We start from the raw sequence: 16,743 nt of genomic DNA, 5'->3' as shown, positions 1-16,743 counted from the left end.
TTACCCCCATGTTATTAGTAGAATTTTAAGTCAAAATCCTATGCGTATATCAGGTCTTGATAGCCCCTGTTAATACCCCTTTGGCAAAGTGCTTTTGCAGCATTGGGAAGAAACACATAATCGGTACCATCGTTACAAATACCGCTGCCATCTTCATACCCATCGAGAAGTTACTCACTTGGGTTGCATCTACACTGGACGCGTTGGATGCATTGGTCTGGGATGTAACGATAATCGCCCTCAATACATTCTGCAGCGGTAACTGATCCGCTTTTCGTAGGAAGATCATGGCGTCATACCAACTGTTCCAGTAGGCTACTCCGTAGAACAGCGTGATGGTAGCCATAATCGGTGTTGCCAGTGGAAGAACAACCGAGAACAGAATTCTCCACTCTCCGGCACCATCCAATCTCGCCGATTCCATCAGCGATTCAGGCAAGGTGTAGAAGTAGTTCATCATCAAGATCATGTTGAATGCACTGAAGCTTCCCGCAAGGATGACGGACCAGAGCGTACCTGTAAGATGAAGTGACTTCATGATCAGATACAGCGGTACAATACCACCATTGAAGATCATGGTGAACAATACTAGGAAAAAGAGAAACTTTTTGAACGGGAAGTTACTGCGGCTAAGGCCATAAGCCATGCTTGTTGTCAGGAACAAGCTGAGCGGCAAGCCAATGACCAGCAAAATAACGGTGTTTTTGTACCCTGACAGGATTCTTCCGTCAGCGAATAGCGCTTTGTAGGAATCCAGTGTGAACTCTTTAGGGAACATCAGGAACGGATTTTCGGCATATTCTTTTTGTGTTGCAAACGAGATCATAATGACATTCCAGAATGGAATCAGAATCATCAGGGCAAGTCCAAGTAATATGGCAAATATGAAGTAATCGAGAAGTGTCATTCTTTCGGTGCCAATTCTCGGTTTTTTGTTAGCTTTCTTGCTCATCTCATTTCTCCTCCTCTCTTATCGGAACAAACCGTCTCCGCCAAGCCACTTGGCAAATCTGTCAGCGAGAAGCAGCAAGGCCATATTCACTAAGGAACGGAACAAGCTGACCGCTGTCGAGAATGAGAAATCGGTTGAAGACTGGAACGTAATCCGATAGATATATACATCCAATACTTCCGATACATTTTTGGTTGCGGCATTCGCTAAGTTGAAGATCTGGTCGAACCCCGAAGACATCAGTCCACCAACTGACAGAATAAACATGATCGTGATGGTTGGAAGGATGTTCGGCAAAGTAATTCGGAACATCTGTTGCATACGAGAAGCTCCGTCAATCTGTGCAGATTCATACTGATCCTGGTCGATACCGGAAATGGCAGCCAGGAAGATAATCGCACCCCATCCACTGGATTTCCAAATATCGGTCAACAACAGCATGGGTACAAAGTTGGACTCAGAACCCAGGAAGTTAATGGTGGGCAATCCAAGTAACCCGAGTGCGCTATTCACAAGTCCATCGTAAGCCAATACATTAATGACTACGCCGGATACGATGATCCAGGACAGGAAGTGAGGGAATGTAAGAACGGTCTGGAACAATTTCTTCCCTTTGCGCATCCGCAATTCATTCAGCAACAAAGCCAGAATAATCGGGAACGGGAACTGAATTATCAGTTTCAAAATATTGATGTACAGCGTACGCCATACTGCGTCGATAAAGGTTGGATCACGGAAAACGTATTTAAAATTCTCGAATCCGCTCCATGGACTTCCCCAGATGCCCAGGTTCGCCTTGTAATCTTTAAACGCAAGAGACAAGCCGCCCATTGGCATGTAGGCAAACAGGATCAGCCAGACGAGTCCCGGAATAAGCAGGGTGTACGTCATTCTGTGCTTCCAGATTTCACTCCAGAGCGAATTGCCTTTCAAGTTTCCCTTCAGCTTTTTGCTAGGTCCTTCGGCTGCAGGTTTCAAATTGCATCTCCTCACTCTACTATGGTCTTGTCGTTATACAGAAAATCAAACATCGTTCTCAGGTGTTGCTCCCAGAATCTCCATTCATGGGTTCCCGGTGTCTCGACATACCGAAACTTAAAATCCGTTTCCTGCATGTATTCGGCGAATGTGCGATTCATATCCACAAAGGGATCGATATCACCACAACAGCTTAGAATATCCGGTAAGGTTCCGCCCTGCTGCAATAGCTTGGCAGACAATGCGTACAGGTCCTGATTAGGTTTCACCTGTAACCGTTCTCCAAAAACCGCTTTCATTTCCTTGATCATGCCCGGGGACATATTTGGATCATGGAGCCGGGTCTGAATATCCGTTACACCTGATAAGGAAACCGCCTTGCGATACCTATCCGGGTAAGTCAGTGCACATTTCAATGCACCATATCCACCCATCGATAGTCCGGCAACATAAGTCTTGGCCGGATTCATATTCAGATTGAGCTGACGCCTGCACAATTCAGGCAGCTCCTGAGTGATGTAATGGAAGTAATTCAGGCCGTATTCCATATCGGTATAATAGCTTCGGTTCGCTTCCGGCATAATGATGGTACAGCCATACTGCTCTGCGTACATTTCAACTGTAGTCAAACGTTGCCATGTACTTGCATTATCGCCTGCCCCATGTAGCAAATATAGCGTACCGCCTGAAGTCTCTCCGGAGTCACTGGACACTACATGTATGCTTGTATTCATGCATAAAGTAGGCGATCCGGTTTCGATCGTTATATGCGCCATGTGTAACCCCTCTCATCATCGGCTGCTGTCTATACTCTTCTGTCTCTCTGCCCTTTTGTTGCAACCCATAGTGATTCCCCCGTACTTCACTTGGTTATCGAAACGATTTTCTCGAATCGTTTCAAACATAGCCAAGGTTGATTTACAAGGACTTGATTACAACACTTTTTATGTGGAAGCGATTTCTTCGAATCGTTTCGAATAAATCATAATCCCGAAGAGCAAACCCTGTCAATAACCTTTTTACAAATTTCGCGTTATTTTCTCGAAAACCTCTTTTTTTAGTTGAAAATTTGCGTCAAAAGGCACTTCAATTGTATAATTTTGTACATTTAGTAACCGGTTGTGCATTATTCATTGACATCAATTTGGGATTGTACTAACATAAATTCTAATTTTGCACCCAGATCACGGAAACGTTTCACCAGCCTGTTTAACTTGGGTTTTACTCGAAGGAGGAAGGTTATCATGTCTGAGAAACTCAAAGGTTTCATTCAATACATTATAGAACATCAATTGAACGTCTTCTCGGTTCGAGTACTACAGGGAGGGCATCTTTTTGACCAATGGCATCGTGACAGTGATCAGCGCCGCATACAGCATTCCATCAGTAAATCCTTTACCTGTATGGCTGTTGGTCTTGCGCTAGAAGAAGGTTTATTAACATTGGATTCTAAACTCGGTGATTATTTTACCTATGATCTTGTACCCAAAAAAGATCAATATGTACCTTTCCCTCAAGAACTAAAGCTACATGATCTGCTCCGCATGTCTTCTGGGCATGATTCACCGCCACTTCGGGCTGACGAACGCGCCTCTTTGACGGAGAAAGACTGGGCAAAGTATTACATGTCACTGCCTCTAGATAGAATACCTGGAGAACAATTTACATATAGCAGTGGTGATACGTTTATGATCTCTGCCATGTTTCAGGCAGCTACCGGTCAAACCGTGAGAGATTATCTAACTCCACGATTATTTGAGCCGCTTGGCATTCATGATGTGGAGTGGGAATCTTCCCCACTAGGGGTGACGTTGGGTTGTGCAGGTCTTTGGATAAGTAATGAAGAGTTGAGCAGATTCGGACAACTCCTGCTACAGGAAGGCCGCTGGGAAGGCAGACAGCTCGTCCCCGCCGATTGGATCAGAAAGGCTACTCAACAGCAGATCGAAACGACTGGAGACGGAGATTGGGGAAAAGGTTATGGCTATCAGTTCTGGATGTGTTCCCACGGCGCTTACCGTGCAGATGGAGCCTATGGTCAGTTCTGCATCGTGCTTCCCTCACAGGAAGTTGTTATCTGCATCAACAGTGAGGAAGAACAAATGCAAGGTATTCTCAATGCGGTATGGGATGAGATTTTACCTTTTTTTCATTTTGAACGATGCAGCCGGCTGGATAAATAGACAAAAAAAACGCCACGGAGTCTAATCGACCCCATGGCGTTTTTTCTTTACCCGTGCTGTGGAAGCTGGGTCATTTCATTTAAACATTGTGCGCATATGTAACGCTCTTTAAACTCATTGACTTCCTCAATAGATCCGCAGAAAATACATTTAGGACGATATCTTTCTAAGATAATATGGTCCCCTTGTACTAAGATCTCTACAGGATCTCCCTCATTCATTTGATACCTTTTACGCAAAGATTTAGGCAATACGATCCTACCCAATTGGTCAACTTTGCGAACGACTCCAGCTGGCTTCATAGCTACGGCACACCTCTCCTATCTTACTCTAAATTTCTAGGTACATTTGTACTATGTTTATTAATTCGCCAAGATTTTGTCGAATCCTGCTGGAAATAAACATTTTTTGTCCTTTTTTTTGAAAAATGTTTTTTTAGCGAATTTCAACCGGCATTACGAGTCTGATTTTATTAATCCAGACCCGGGAAATTCAGCTGACGTAATGCTTCATATACAATAATTGCTGCCGAATTCGACAGATTCAACGATCTCACATCGCCAGTCATCGGCATTTTCATACATGTGTCGGGATTCGCAGCAATCAATTCAGGTGGCAAACCTTTGGTCTCTTTACCAAAGACCAGAAAGTCACCATCCTGAAAATTAAAGTCGCTGTAATGATTCTTCGCCTTCGTGGTTGCATAGAAAAAACGTCCCTCCGGGTATTGCTCCTGAACCTCGGCAAACGAATCATGATATTCAATATGAACGGCATGCCAGTAGTCCAGACCAGCCCGCTTCAATGTAGCATCATCCGTCCGAAAACCCAATGGTCGAACGAGATGCAGATGAGTACCCGTTGCTGCGCAGGTACGGGAGATATTTCCCGTATTTGCCGGGATTTCCGGTTCCACCAGAACGATATGTAAAGCCATATGTGTTCAATCTCCTTTTTAGTCCATATAGACGACAATTCTCTAATCTTAAAGAAAAGCCCTCCACACGTCAATGTGGAAGGCTCTGGTAAGGCACGAGTTTGAACACTAAGGTTCATGCTTGCCGCCTCTTCTACTTATCCATTTGTCTTCTGAAAGTGGCTCATAAAGTCCGTCAGCGCCTTAACACTCTCATATGGCGCGGCATTGTAAATGGAAGCGCGCAAACCACCGACACTGCGATGTCCCTTCAGACCAACAAATCCTTCTTGCTCCGACGCCTTAATAAATTGTTTCTCCAATTCCTCGGAAGCGAGACGGAAGGTTACATTCATCAGAGAACGGTCTGCTGGGTCAACACAACCACGGTAGAAATCTCCAGAGGAATCAATGGCATGATAGAGCAGATCCGCCTTCTTGGTGTTCTTTTGCTCTATTCCAGTCAATCCACCCTGTTCTTCAATCCATTTCAACACCTCATTCACCATGTATACAGAGAAGGATGGCGGCGTGTTGTAAAGAGAATTGTTATCTACATGTGTGCTGTAGCGGAACATGGTCGGAATCGTTTTGGGTGACTCACTTACCAGTTCTTCACGTGCAATGATGACAGTAATCCCTGATGGACCCAGGTTCTTCTGAGCGCCTGCGTAGATCATGCCGAACTGATTAAGATCAAACGGCTTACAGAAAATGTCACTCGACATATCTGCAATAAGTGGTACCGAACCCGTATCCGGGAATGACTTAAACTGTGTACCCTCAATCGTTTCGTTGGATGTCAAATGAACATAAGCCGTATGATCCGGCAAGCTAAGATTCGACACATCCGGCAATTTCATGAATTTATCTGCTTCGGAAGATGCAGCAACCTGAGCCTCTCCGATCAGCTTCGCCTCAGACAGTGCCTTTTTGGCCCAGCTGCCTGTCATCACGTAACTTGCAGTCTGTCCTGCCCCAAGCAGGTTCATGGGCAGCATCGCGAACTGTGTGCTGGCTCCACCCTGTAAGAAGAGAACCTTGTATCCTTTGGGATTGCCTAGCAGCGACAACAAGCGCTCCTGAGCTTCATTATGTACGGACTCGTACACCGCTCCACGGTGAGACATCTCCATAATCGACATGCCTGTATTACGAAAATCAACAAATTCTGCTTGAGCACGCTCCAATACCTCAAGTGGCAGTGCCGCAGGTCCTGCATTAAAATTATACGCTCTGTTCGTCACAAAATCCCCCGCCCTTTCCATCCGTAACTGACATACCAAGTAAATATTATTGCTATGATATCAGTATTCCCTATCTGCTTCAAGGGCAATATGCACTGAAGCGTCGAATATAGCTCATCAAATTCCTTTATCACCCTGCAAAGTTAAAGCACTACATTGTTTAATTCAAGGAAAAGCCTCCGAGAGCGAGTCCCGGAGGCTTTGAGTTGGAACAGATCAATCTGTTCTGTTCCGACCCCGACCGATTAGCAGTCGAAGTAGAGGCTGTACTCGTGCGGATGAATGCGAATTGCTACTGCCTTTGCTTCGTCACGCTTGAGGTTGATGTAGTTTTCAATGAATTCTTTGGTGAATACGCCGCCTTCAGTCAAGAATTCGTTGTCAGCTGCCAGAGCATCAAGTGCTTCTTCCAAGGAAGCTGGCACGCTGCGGATATTTTCTTTGTCTGCATCAGACAAATCATAGATGTTTTTGTCCAGTGGACCGTATCCAAGCTCCGTTGGATTGATTTTACGTTTGATTCCATCCAGGCCAGCCATCAGCATTGCGGAGAATGCGAGGTAAGGGTTAGCTGTGGAGTCCGGTGTACGGAACTCAATACGACAACCTTTCGGTGTCACAGCTGCAACCGGAATACGCACTGCTGCGGAACGATTCCCTTTGGAGTAAACCAGGTTAACTGGTGCTTCGTAACCAGGTACGAGACGTTTGAACGAGTTCGTACTCGGGTTAGTCAAAGCGATCAGTGCCGGAGCATGGTACAGGATACCTCCGATATAGTGCAAAGCCATTTCACTCAGGTTAGCATATCCCGTTTTGTCATAGAACAATGGGGAATCACCATCGAAGATGGATTGATGCACGTGCATTCCGCTACCATTGTCACCGAACAATGGTTTCGGCATGAATGTTGCTACTTTACCATATTGACGTGCAGTGTTGTGCACGATGTATTTGTATGCAAGCAGGTTATCTGCTGTTTTCTTCAGTGTATCAAAACGGAAGTTGATTTCGGCTTGACCCGCTGTCGCCACTTCATGGTGATGACGCTCGATGGACAGGCCTGCTTCTTCCAAAAGACGACACATTTCGCTACGAATATCTTGTTGTGTATCCACTGGAGCTACTGGAACATATCCGCCTTTGGTGCGAACTTTGAAGCCCAAGTTTCCGCCTTCTTCTTTGCGGTTCGTGTTCCATGAAGCTTCTTCGGAATCTACGAAGTAAGAAGAACTGTTCGTGCCGCTCTCATAACGTACATCGTCGAAGATGAAGAACTCGGATTCAGGTGCGAAGAATGCTGCTGTACCTACACCGCTCTCTTTCAGGAAAGCTTCTGCCTTAACAGCGATGCTGCGCGGGTCACGCTCATAACGCTCGCCATCCGGAGTGAAGATATCACACATAACATTCAATGTAGGGTGCGCTGTGAACGGATCGACATAAGTCGCTTCAGGATCTGGCATCATAACCATATCGGACTCTTCAATTCCGCGGAAACCTTGGATAGATGAACCGTCAAAGGCTACTCCATTTGCAAAAGTGTCTGCATCTACTGCCGAAGCTGGCAACGAGATGTGATGTGCACGACCAGCTAAATCTACAAAACGAAAATCTACCCACTCGATGTTGTTCTCTTGAATTGATTTCAATACGTTTTCAACCGACATGTATTCGTCCTCCCAAGTATTCCGAACAATAAACAACCCCACTAAAGAAAATGTCCATATTCGAATTTTTTTCTGTCGTCATTATAAATTCTGAAACATGACATCGTCAATACTTATGTAAGGTATTTTTTGCGAGCATGTTAGATATACTCACATTTTATAAATCTATGAAATTCATTTAACAACATATAAACCATATATTTGACTGGTTTAATGCGGTAAAGCGCACATAATTAACACCTAAATTGTGGGAAAAACTTCACATCATAAATATTTCTTATCACTCTTGATTAATAAATGCGTTCAATAGCCCTTTGGACACAAAAAACCGGACATCCCCCGATTCCATTCTCTATGAATGAAGTCAGGGCCGATGTCCGGATTATATACTAACTGATGCTTATTGAATCATTATACGCCTACTCTGGCCGGGAAAAACTCCGCTGGTTGTTTGGGTGTGCTGAATGATTTACCCACGATTGGCGCCAATTTCTCCAGGTCCTGCAGCAGGTTGGCAAATTGGTCAGGGAACAACGATTGCACGCCGTCACCCGTCATGGAGTTGTCTGGATCTGTATGCATCTCAATAATCAATCCATTCGCGCCAGCAGCAACGGAAGCCTTGGTCATCGGTTCAACTAACTCACGGCGTCCGGTACCATGGCTCGGATCGGAAATGACCGGCAAGTGGCTAAGAGACTGTAATACAGGGATCGCCGACAAGTCAAGCGTATTGCGTGTGTAGGATTCGAATGTACGGATACCGCGCTCACACAGCATGACATTCGGATTACCACCAGCCAGGATGTACTCAGCAGCATTCAACAGCTCATCGTAAGTCGAACTGAATCCACGTTTCAGCAATACCGGTTTGCCGCATTCCCCCAGTTTGCGCAACAGATCAAAGTTCTGCATGTTACGTGTACCCACTTGCAGAATATCAGCGTACTCGGCACAGATATCCACATATTCAGGCGTCATCACTTCGGTAATGGTCAGCAGGTCATGTTTCTTGCCTGCTTCTGCCATCATGATCAGACCTTCTACACCTGTTCCCTGGAAGCTGTAAGGACCTGTACGGGGTTTAAATGCACCACCGCGCAGTACTTGCCCACCAGCAGCTTTAACAAGCCCGGCAATCTCATCGATCTGTGCAGCCGATTCAACTGCACAAGGTCCGCCCATAACAACGAGTTCTTTGCCGCCGATATCTACCCCTTTGATAGAAATCACAGTATCTTCCGGATGAAAGTCACGACTTGCCAATTTGTACGATTTAGAAATCTTAACAACGTTCTCTACGCCTTTCATTTGACGAAGGTGTTCCGCCATCTTGGGCTCCACTTTACCAATCAAACCAATGATGGTACGATCCTCTCCACGAGAGACATGAGCCTGAAGCCCTTCCTTCTCAATTGTAGCGACAATATCCTGGATCTGTTCCTCCGAAGTAGCCTTACCTGCAATAACGATCATTATAAATCCCATCCTTCCTTGTATAAGAACACTTAAAGAGGTTGTTCAAAAAGTCCGCTTTTGATTACGAAGGATGCCTAGTGGCATCCTCAGCATCGAATATGGAATTCAGCCGAAATGTCCGTTGCTCACGTAGTTTTCCCTACGCTCCGCTACTCCATTTCTAGCTTCATCCCATCTTCTCGGTACTGAAAACCGGTCTTTTTGAACACGCACTATAAGCGCGTCTGATTATTCTCCAAAACTCTGTCACGCTTAAACGCTTGTTCGCTTTTAAGCTTTTAAGCTTTTATTCGTTAAAGTAAATATAACATAATCCCCCTTTTTCGTCAAGCTTCCCTTCATCCATTCATGACAAAAAAAGAACCCTGCAGCCAGACACCGAATTTCGGTCTGTACTGCAAGATTCTTTAGAATGGTTACGTTGTACGTGTCTTCTCCCTCACCGGAGGCAGCAGCTTGCTCATGTTCACGGTACGCTTGATTTCCCACGTCTCCGGTTTATCATGTTCATACTGCTCCAGATAAAGGATAACTTCCTTCGTGATCGGTGTAGGCGTCGAAGCACCGGAAGTAACCGCCACCTTGTTTACCCCTTTGAGCCAATCCCGCTGGATTTCGGCGACATCCGATACACGGTAGGCGGTAACCCCTGCAATCTCTTCCGACACTTGTGCAAGCCGGTTGGAGTTATTACTGCGAGGATCACCTACAACGATGACAAGATCAGCCTGCCCCGCCTGTTCAGCAACAGCTTCCTGACGAACCTGGGTTGCCAGACATATCTCATTATGAACCTCTGCCCCCGGAAATTTCTCCAGTAGGCGACTCATAATGTGTTTAATGTCCCATTGACTCATTGTGGTCTGATTGGTAATGAGGATTTTGCCGGAAGGTACATCAAGTTCATTGATCTCCTCTTCCTTCTCAATGAGATGAACCTGATCAGGTGCAACACCAACAGCACCCTCAGGTTCAGGATGATTCCTTTTGCCGATATAGATAATCTGGTAACCTTCTGCCGTTTTCTCCCGAATGAGATCGTGGGTCTTGGTTACATCCGGACAAGTAGCATCTACTGTAGTCAAACCTTTGTCCCGCGCCATCTTGCGCACTTCGGGAGATACACCATGGGCTGTGAAGACCACGGTTCCACTCTCCACCTGACTCAGGATTTCAATCCGGTTGGGTCCGTCCAGCGTAATAATTCCCTCATCTTCAAAAGAGTCCGTGACATGCTGGTTATGCACAATCATACCCAATATATAAATAGGCCGTGGTAGGTCCAGATTGCGTGCCGCCTGGCGCGCCAACACCATTGCATCCACAACTCCATAACAATATCCCCGCGGCGAAATTCGCAGTACTTCCACTTGGTTGCCACCCGCTTTCTTTCTCGACAAGATTGCCGATGTAATTGCAGTCCAGTCTATTATACCTTTATTCGAGAGGCGGAGCAAAGACAACAGGCAACCAAATGATGAAGGTCGTTCCTTCCCCACGTTTGGTTACAACCTCAACAGAGCCTTGGTGTTCCTCAATGATCCATTTGGCGATCGATAGTCCCAAACCTATGCCTGGTGTGGCACCACGGGATTCATCCGCCCGATAGAACCGGTCAAAGATAAACGGAACTTCATCCCGATCCATCCCGATTCCCGTATCACTGATACGCAGTCCTACCTGACCTTTATATAATATGGCATCCAGGGTAACAGAACCCTCTGGTGTGTATTTGAAAGCATTCTCGATGAAAATAAATAACATCTGCTGCAGGTAATCCTTGCTTCCGTTCACATATATACCATTGAGAATCGCCAGATCTCCTGGACGCCAGTCCGCATGACGATCAAGGAATTGCGATCTTCGTGCGACTTCCTGTACCAGTATTTGCAGCGGAATTGGATTCAGTTCGATTTTCTGCCCCGTATCTGCTCTCGCCAGAGACAGCATGTCGCTGATCAGTCTGCTCATGCGTTTGCCTTCATCCGCCATATCCTCAATCGCTTCAAGAGACATCTGTTTAACCGTTTCTTCATCCAGATTCGGTCGGTCCGTGCTCTCCTGATCCCACAGCTTCTTCAGGAAATCCACATTCCCGCGAATGGTGGTCAACGGGGTTCGCAGCTCATGTGAGGCATCAGATACAAATCTGCGCTGGGCCACGTTGGTCTCCTCCAAACCACGGAAAGACAGTTCTGTACGTTCAAGCATGTTATTCACCGTTTCAATTAAACGTCCAATCTCATCCTTGGGACCCGCATATTGAATTCGGACACTAAGATCGTCACCCGATTGAATCTGATTCGCAGCATCGATGACATTGACGAGCGGACGCATCGATTTACGAGCCAGAACGAGACCAGAAGTAATGGCAAGCGCCATCGCAACAAGCCAGCCAAAAACCAAAATATTGCGTAAAGCTTCCAGCAATCTTTCCTGGGAACTGACATTTGCCCCAACCTGCAGAATTCCCCTTATTTCATTGGTTCCCTGAAGAGACAAGGGCTGCTGGTTCACCAGGAAAGGCGTCCCATTCACATAAATTTTGGATATTCCACGCTTTTCCATAATTTCATTGGATTTCAGAACGGGAAATTGAATGCGAAGCTTCTCCATGTTTCCCGATATCCTGCCAGATCTGCTCTGATAATCCCACAACTGGATGTAGATCTGTGCTTCCTGAAGCTGACTCTCGGTAAAAGGGTCCAGATCGAGCGACTGTGAAAGCGGGTTTACACCAATCTGATCCGTAATTCGCGAACTTTTATCTTTCAATTGCTGTTCAACTTCCTGATAGGTATTAAAATATACAAAAGCGTAGATCACGACGCCCCAAAAAATAAGCACGGCTGCCAGGATGCCGGAGTACCATGCGGTTAATCTTAACCGGATGGACATGTCAGGAGTCACCTCTCAGAATATAGCCGGCTCCCCGGATGGTCTGAATTAAACGTTTGCCACCGTATTCTTCGGTTTTTTGTCTAAGCATGGCGATATATACTTCAAGCACATTAGACTCACCGCTGTAATCATAACCCCAAATTTTATCCATAATCAGATCACGGGACAACACTCGCCGCGGGTTTTGCATAAACAGGTTCAACAGTTCGAATTCCTTGGCAGTAAGCTCAAGCCTTTGACCATCTCGCAGCACTTCTCGTGAATCATTGTCCAGTATAATATCCTCATACGTGAGACGGTTATCCGGCGTACCCGCGGTATCGGATTTGCGGCGCAGTAATGCACGGACACGTGCCAATAATTCTTCAAGTGCAAATGGTTTCACCAAGTAGTCATCCGCCCCGGTATCCAGCCCGGTTACCCGGCTCTGTACTTCATCCTTGGCTGTAAGCATCAGCACAGGAACCTTACTCCCCGCTTCCCTTAGCCTGCGACATACTTCGAACCCATCAATCTGTGGCATCATGACATCCAAAATAACGATATCCGGTTCTTTATCCATCAGTTTGCTAAGCCCTTCAGCCCCATTGGAAGCCGTTTGTACGTCATATCCTTCAAAAGCCAGCCCCCGCCGAAGCATGGACACAATTTTTTCATCATCATCAACAATCAGAATAGTTGAGCGCATTGGTGTTTCTCCTTTATCTCTAACGTTTTATTCCCATTGTAACAGGCCATACGGTAATCTGCATCTTCAAACGCCTTGTTACTTATCACACGCCGTGGATGGAATTCAACTTCATTCAGGGCAAAAAAAACGGAAGGGCCGTCAAACCCTTCCGTTTTCCTAAACTTATCCCATAACCAACGATCCGATTTATGGTTGCTGTTGCTGATTCGTCGTTTGTGAAGTATCATAATCATTTTTATTGCCGATTTTGAGTTTCACATCCAACTTTTTACCGTCCCGAACCACATTCAGTGTCACTTCACTGCCAATTTTCTGTTTCTTGATAAAATCAATCAGGTCCTGACTTGTGGCATATGGAGTGCCATTTGCACCTGTGATGATATCATAGGCACGCAGATCTGCCTGGTACGCAGGAGATTGATAGATCGTGCTAGCTACAACGGAACCTTCGGTAATATCTGTTCCCATTTGTTTAGCCACTTCAGGTGTGAGGGCCATTAACGATGCACCGATAAATGGTACGGGCTCTTTGGGAACTTCTTTGTTTTCTTTCAAATATTTCACGGCATCCGAGATAACGCTTGAAGGAATGGCAAATCCAATCCCTTGTGCATCTGCGCTTACTGCCACGTTCATACCGATAACTTCCCCATTCAGATTAAGCAACGGACCTCCAGAGTTACCGGGGTTTATGGATGCATCCGTCTGTAACAAGTGACTGTATTCACGAGTTTTGCCTGTTTCTTTGTCTGGAATGCTGATGGTACGTTCTTTGGCACTGAGTACACCGGCAGTAACTGTGTGCTCAAACCCTTCCGGATTACCAATCGCTACCAACCATTCACCTACTTTAGTATTGTTGGAATCGCCCAGCGGAGCTGCAGGGAAATCATTGTCACCGCTATTTTTCTCGATTTTCAATACCGCGAGGTCAAGGTCGAAGCTGCTTCCCAGCAGTTTGGCTTCATAAGGTTTGCTGTTGTTCTCCAGCGTAACCTGAATGACATCCGCACCCTGAACCACGTGTTGGTTCGTCAGAATATATCCTTCTTTGTCAAAAATAAATCCAGAGCCAATGCCGAGTGGAACTAACTGATTGCTACCTTGCTGTGGTTGCTGCTGGCTTTGGCCTTGATCGCTATCCATTCCGCCATTGCTTCCATTACCACCAAAGAAGTACTGATACAATGGGTCACTCATTGTGGAACCGCCCTGTCCGGTGCTGCCGCGTGTGGACTGCTTGGCGAGTGTTTCTATTTTGACTACAGCAGGACTGGTACTCGTTACCACGGAAGAAACATCTTCTTTACCGGTTGGCAGCAGCGATGCCGTTACATTGTTGCCACCACCCGTATTCGTGGAGGTTTCCTGACCCGAGCTTTGATTCTCAGCAGCTGTCAGCGCTTCCTGTGGTGTAAACATGTTGGTTCTGTCCGCTGTATACATCAGCACTGTAATGACCAACATCCCGGCGATGAAAGAGAACAGAAGCGATCTTACAGAAGAACGAGGTCGGCGATTGTTGTAATTCCAGTTACCGTTGTTCTTGCCGCCGTTCCCTTGATCTCCTCCGTTACCTGATCCATTCCCGCCGCCTCGAGCTGACTGGTTGGCCTGTTCAGAAGATTCGTTATTGTAGTAAATAGGTACTGGCTTCACGGGGTCAGGTCTTGTAATCTGCACATTCCCTTCATCACGTAGATTATTTTCTCCATTATAACTTGCTGTATCTTCCTGATTCACGGACTGAAACGGTCCATAAGAATAATAATAGGAGGAATCGTCCGTCCCGGATGAATTGCGATTCTCCGCTTGTTTAGTTTCGTTTTCCTCGTCTTGACGATTCGGTCTGTAATTACGTTCGTCCATGCCTCTCTACCTCCCAATCTCTTATTCGTAAGAGATATTCTTTAACTGTCCTTATTTTGTACTTTAAACCTTAACCGTACCTTAAAAACAATTAAAAAGGAGATAAAAGCAGACTGTTATAGACCATTTTTCCCGTCAATCTCACATTTCAACCCTTATTCTTCACCCAGCCCTGACGATGAGCGTAGATTGCCAGTTGGGTTCGATCATCCAATTCACACTTCATTAACAAATTGCTCACATGGGTTTTGACGGTTTTGATACTAATATGTAATTCTTCCCCGATGTCTTTGTTCGTTTTGCCCTCTGCAATCAGCAAAAGCACTTCCTTTTCCCGTTCTGTCAGCCCGGATTCATTCTCTCTCGCAGTGCGCTGTCTGATTCCACGGGTCAGTGCCTGTGATACATCGCCAGTCATAACAGGCATGCCTCTATAGGCTCCCTGCAGAGCATAGATCAGCTCCTCAGCAGATACGGTCTTTAAGACATAGCTGACTGCTCCTGCTTCAATCGCTTGTACTACAAGGTCGTCCTCCAGAAAACTAGTGAGCATCACAATCTTCATTCCTGGAAATTCAGTCATAATGGCTTGTGTTGCTTCGGCACCGTTCATCACAGGCATCATCAGATCCATTAGGATCAGATCGGGCATTTCACTGTCTTCCAGCTTCCGCAATTGATCAAGCGCAAGCTGCCCGTTTCCGGCTTCTCCCATCACATGAAATGTGGGTTCCAGCATCAAATAGGTTTTCAATCCCATTCGAACCATATCATGATCATCCACAATCATTACACTCACTTTTCCGTTCATTCCGTTTCCCCCTCTACTTCACTCAGGAACATTCGGGAATTTTGGGATGAGTACCCGTACCGTCGTTCCCGCTCCCGGCTTCGATATGATCTGCACCTGACCGCCAAGCTTCTCTGCCCTTTCCCTCATGGTGGATAATCCGTATGAACCTGGCCGTTCGGCTTGCTGTAAAAAACCTTGACCGTCATCGCTGATGCTCATGCTGATCTGATGTTCACTTTCCCGGATCGACAGGCTGACCAGTCCCGCTTCCGCATGCTTCACAACATTAGCAACCGCTTCCTGAATAACAAGAAACAGCTGGTGCTCAATGGCATCTGAAATTCCGCCATCCAGTTCCAGCTCTTTAACCCCTTTGAGGCCATTCTGTCTGCAATAATCCGGGAACCAGCTGTCCAAGGCCTCTGATAAATTACGCCCCTCCAGTTCCACTGGACGAAGCTGCGCTATAAGCCCTCGCATCTGCCGCTGTGCGATATGTGACATCTGAATTAACTGATCCAACACTTTACCACCATGTTCAGGATTCATCTCCAGCAGGCGCGGTAAGGACGAAGCAGACATATGCATTGCGAACAACTGCTGGCTAACCGTGTCATGCAAGTCTCTTGCCATACGTTTTCGCTCTTCAAGCACAGCTCGCTCGGAAGCCAGTTCCTTCTCTATGACTTCCTGCTCACCAAGGCGCTGAAGCAGTCTCATTTTTTTCTCAATCGAATCCATCATGACATTAAATTCCTGATATACTCGACCGAACGAAGCATCGTCTGCTTGAGGCATGCGAACCGCAAGATTACCCTTGGACACTTTCAGCATATTAAGATCCAGCAGGTCGATCTTGCGCTGAAGCCGTAAGGCAGCGATATAGCCGGTAATAATCGTAGCCAGCACGACAACGGCAACATAGGTCCATGCACGCTGTCGTCCTACTCCCATCAGCACCTCACCATACAGCAAGTAGAATCCTCCCAAAGTGATCAGCCCGGTCAGCGCAAAATACATCATCAGTTCCCACTTATTTGCCTTGAGAATCGTTCGAATCATGC

General features: G+C 46.2%; 15 protein-coding genes. 1 reads left to right on the top strand and 14 read right to left on the bottom strand.

Annotation, left to right across the window (positions count from 1 at the left end; genetic code table 11):
- Positions 1–49: 49 nt before the first annotated feature.
- Genes ACR32F_RS09075 through ACR32F_RS09065 form a run of 3 tightly spaced genes read right to left on the bottom strand, consistent with a single transcriptional unit; the run spans position 50 to position 2,706 of the window.
- Positions 50–952: a carbohydrate ABC transporter permease gene (locus ACR32F_RS09075; RefSeq protein ID WP_440118155.1), complete on the bottom strand. Its 903-nt coding sequence runs from the start codon at positions 950–952 to the stop codon at positions 50–52.
- A gap of 18 nt (positions 953–970) precedes the next feature.
- Complete coding sequence (locus ACR32F_RS09070; RefSeq protein ID WP_440118153.1) at positions 971–1,930, bottom strand: ABC transporter permease; 960 nt, start codon at positions 1,928–1,930, stop codon at positions 971–973.
- A gap of 11 nt (positions 1,931–1,941) precedes the next feature.
- Complete coding sequence (locus tag ACR32F_RS09065; protein ID WP_440118151.1) at positions 1,942–2,706, bottom strand: alpha/beta hydrolase; 765 nt, start codon at positions 2,704–2,706, stop codon at positions 1,942–1,944.
- A 468-nt stretch (positions 2,707–3,174) separates the two neighbouring features.
- Here ACR32F_RS09065 and ACR32F_RS09060 point away from each other — a divergent pair, with 468 nt between their 5' ends.
- Positions 3,175–4,113, top strand: a complete 939-nt coding sequence (locus ACR32F_RS09060) for a serine hydrolase domain-containing protein (RefSeq protein WP_440118149.1) — start codon at positions 3,175–3,177, stop codon at positions 4,111–4,113.
- Between the two features lie 47 nt (positions 4,114–4,160).
- On the opposite strand, the gene ACR32F_RS09055 is transcribed toward ACR32F_RS09060, so the two are convergent.
- The 11 genes from ACR32F_RS09055 to ACR32F_RS09005 form a co-directional block, all read right to left on the bottom strand.
- A complete protein-coding gene (locus ACR32F_RS09055) occupies positions 4,161–4,415 on the bottom strand; it encodes an AbrB/MazE/SpoVT family DNA-binding domain-containing protein (protein ID WP_440118147.1) in 255 nt (84 codons plus the stop codon).
- 170 nt (positions 4,416–4,585) lie between these two features.
- Positions 4,586–5,050, bottom strand: coding sequence for a tRNA (uridine(34)/cytosine(34)/5-carboxymethylaminomethyluridine(34)-2'-O)-methyltransferase TrmL (trmL, locus tag ACR32F_RS09050; RefSeq protein WP_440118145.1), 465 nt, complete (start codon positions 5,048–5,050; stop codon positions 4,586–4,588).
- A 137-nt stretch (positions 5,051–5,187) separates the two neighbouring features.
- Positions 5,188–6,297 carry a 3-phosphoserine/phosphohydroxythreonine transaminase gene (serC, locus tag ACR32F_RS09045; protein ID WP_440118143.1) on the bottom strand — a complete coding sequence of 370 codons (1,110 nt, stop codon included), beginning with the start codon at positions 6,295–6,297 and terminating at the stop codon, positions 5,188–5,190.
- 224 nt (positions 6,298–6,521) lie between these two features.
- A complete protein-coding gene (gene glnA / locus ACR32F_RS09040) occupies positions 6,522–7,946 on the bottom strand; it encodes a type I glutamate--ammonia ligase (protein WP_440118141.1) in 1,425 nt (474 codons plus the stop codon).
- Positions 7,947–8,357: 411 nt separating this feature from the next.
- The gene (gene aroF, locus ACR32F_RS09035; protein ID WP_440118139.1) at positions 8,358–9,422 is read right to left on the bottom strand and encodes a 3-deoxy-7-phosphoheptulonate synthase; all 1,065 of its coding nucleotides are present in this window, start codon (positions 9,420–9,422) and stop codon (positions 8,358–8,360) included.
- 419 nt (positions 9,423–9,841) lie between these two features.
- Positions 9,842–10,795 carry a 4-hydroxy-3-methylbut-2-enyl diphosphate reductase gene (locus ACR32F_RS09030; RefSeq protein WP_440118137.1) on the bottom strand — a complete coding sequence of 318 codons (954 nt, stop codon included), beginning with the start codon at positions 10,793–10,795 and terminating at the stop codon, positions 9,842–9,844.
- Between the two features lie 67 nt (positions 10,796–10,862).
- On the bottom strand, positions 10,863–12,323 hold the full coding sequence (locus ACR32F_RS09025) for a sensor histidine kinase (protein ID WP_440118135.1): 1,461 nt from the start codon (positions 12,321–12,323) through the stop codon (positions 10,863–10,865).
- Position 12,324: 1 nt separating this feature from the next.
- Positions 12,325–13,014: a response regulator transcription factor gene (locus tag ACR32F_RS09020; protein WP_440118133.1), complete on the bottom strand. Its 690-nt coding sequence runs from the start codon at positions 13,012–13,014 to the stop codon at positions 12,325–12,327.
- A 189-nt stretch (positions 13,015–13,203) separates the two neighbouring features.
- Positions 13,204–14,886, bottom strand: a complete 1,683-nt coding sequence (locus ACR32F_RS09015; RefSeq protein ID WP_440118130.1) for a S1C family serine protease — start codon at positions 14,884–14,886, stop codon at positions 13,204–13,206.
- A gap of 148 nt (positions 14,887–15,034) precedes the next feature.
- Positions 15,035–15,697 carry a response regulator gene (locus tag ACR32F_RS09010; protein ID WP_440118128.1) on the bottom strand — a complete coding sequence of 221 codons (663 nt, stop codon included), beginning with the start codon at positions 15,695–15,697 and terminating at the stop codon, positions 15,035–15,037.
- Positions 15,698–15,715: 18 nt separating this feature from the next.
- Positions 15,716–16,741, bottom strand: coding sequence for a HAMP domain-containing sensor histidine kinase (locus tag ACR32F_RS09005; RefSeq protein ID WP_440118126.1), 1,026 nt, complete (start codon positions 16,739–16,741; stop codon positions 15,716–15,718).
- Positions 16,742–16,743: the final 2 nt, after the last annotated feature.

It is taken from the genome of Paenibacillus hebaui, from assembly GCF_051934385.1.
Taxonomy (GTDB): Bacteria; Bacillota; Bacilli; order Paenibacillales; family Paenibacillaceae; genus Paenibacillus.
The sequence above is the reverse complement of the archived record's forward strand: the minus strand, read 5'-3'. Positions and strand labels throughout refer to the sequence as shown.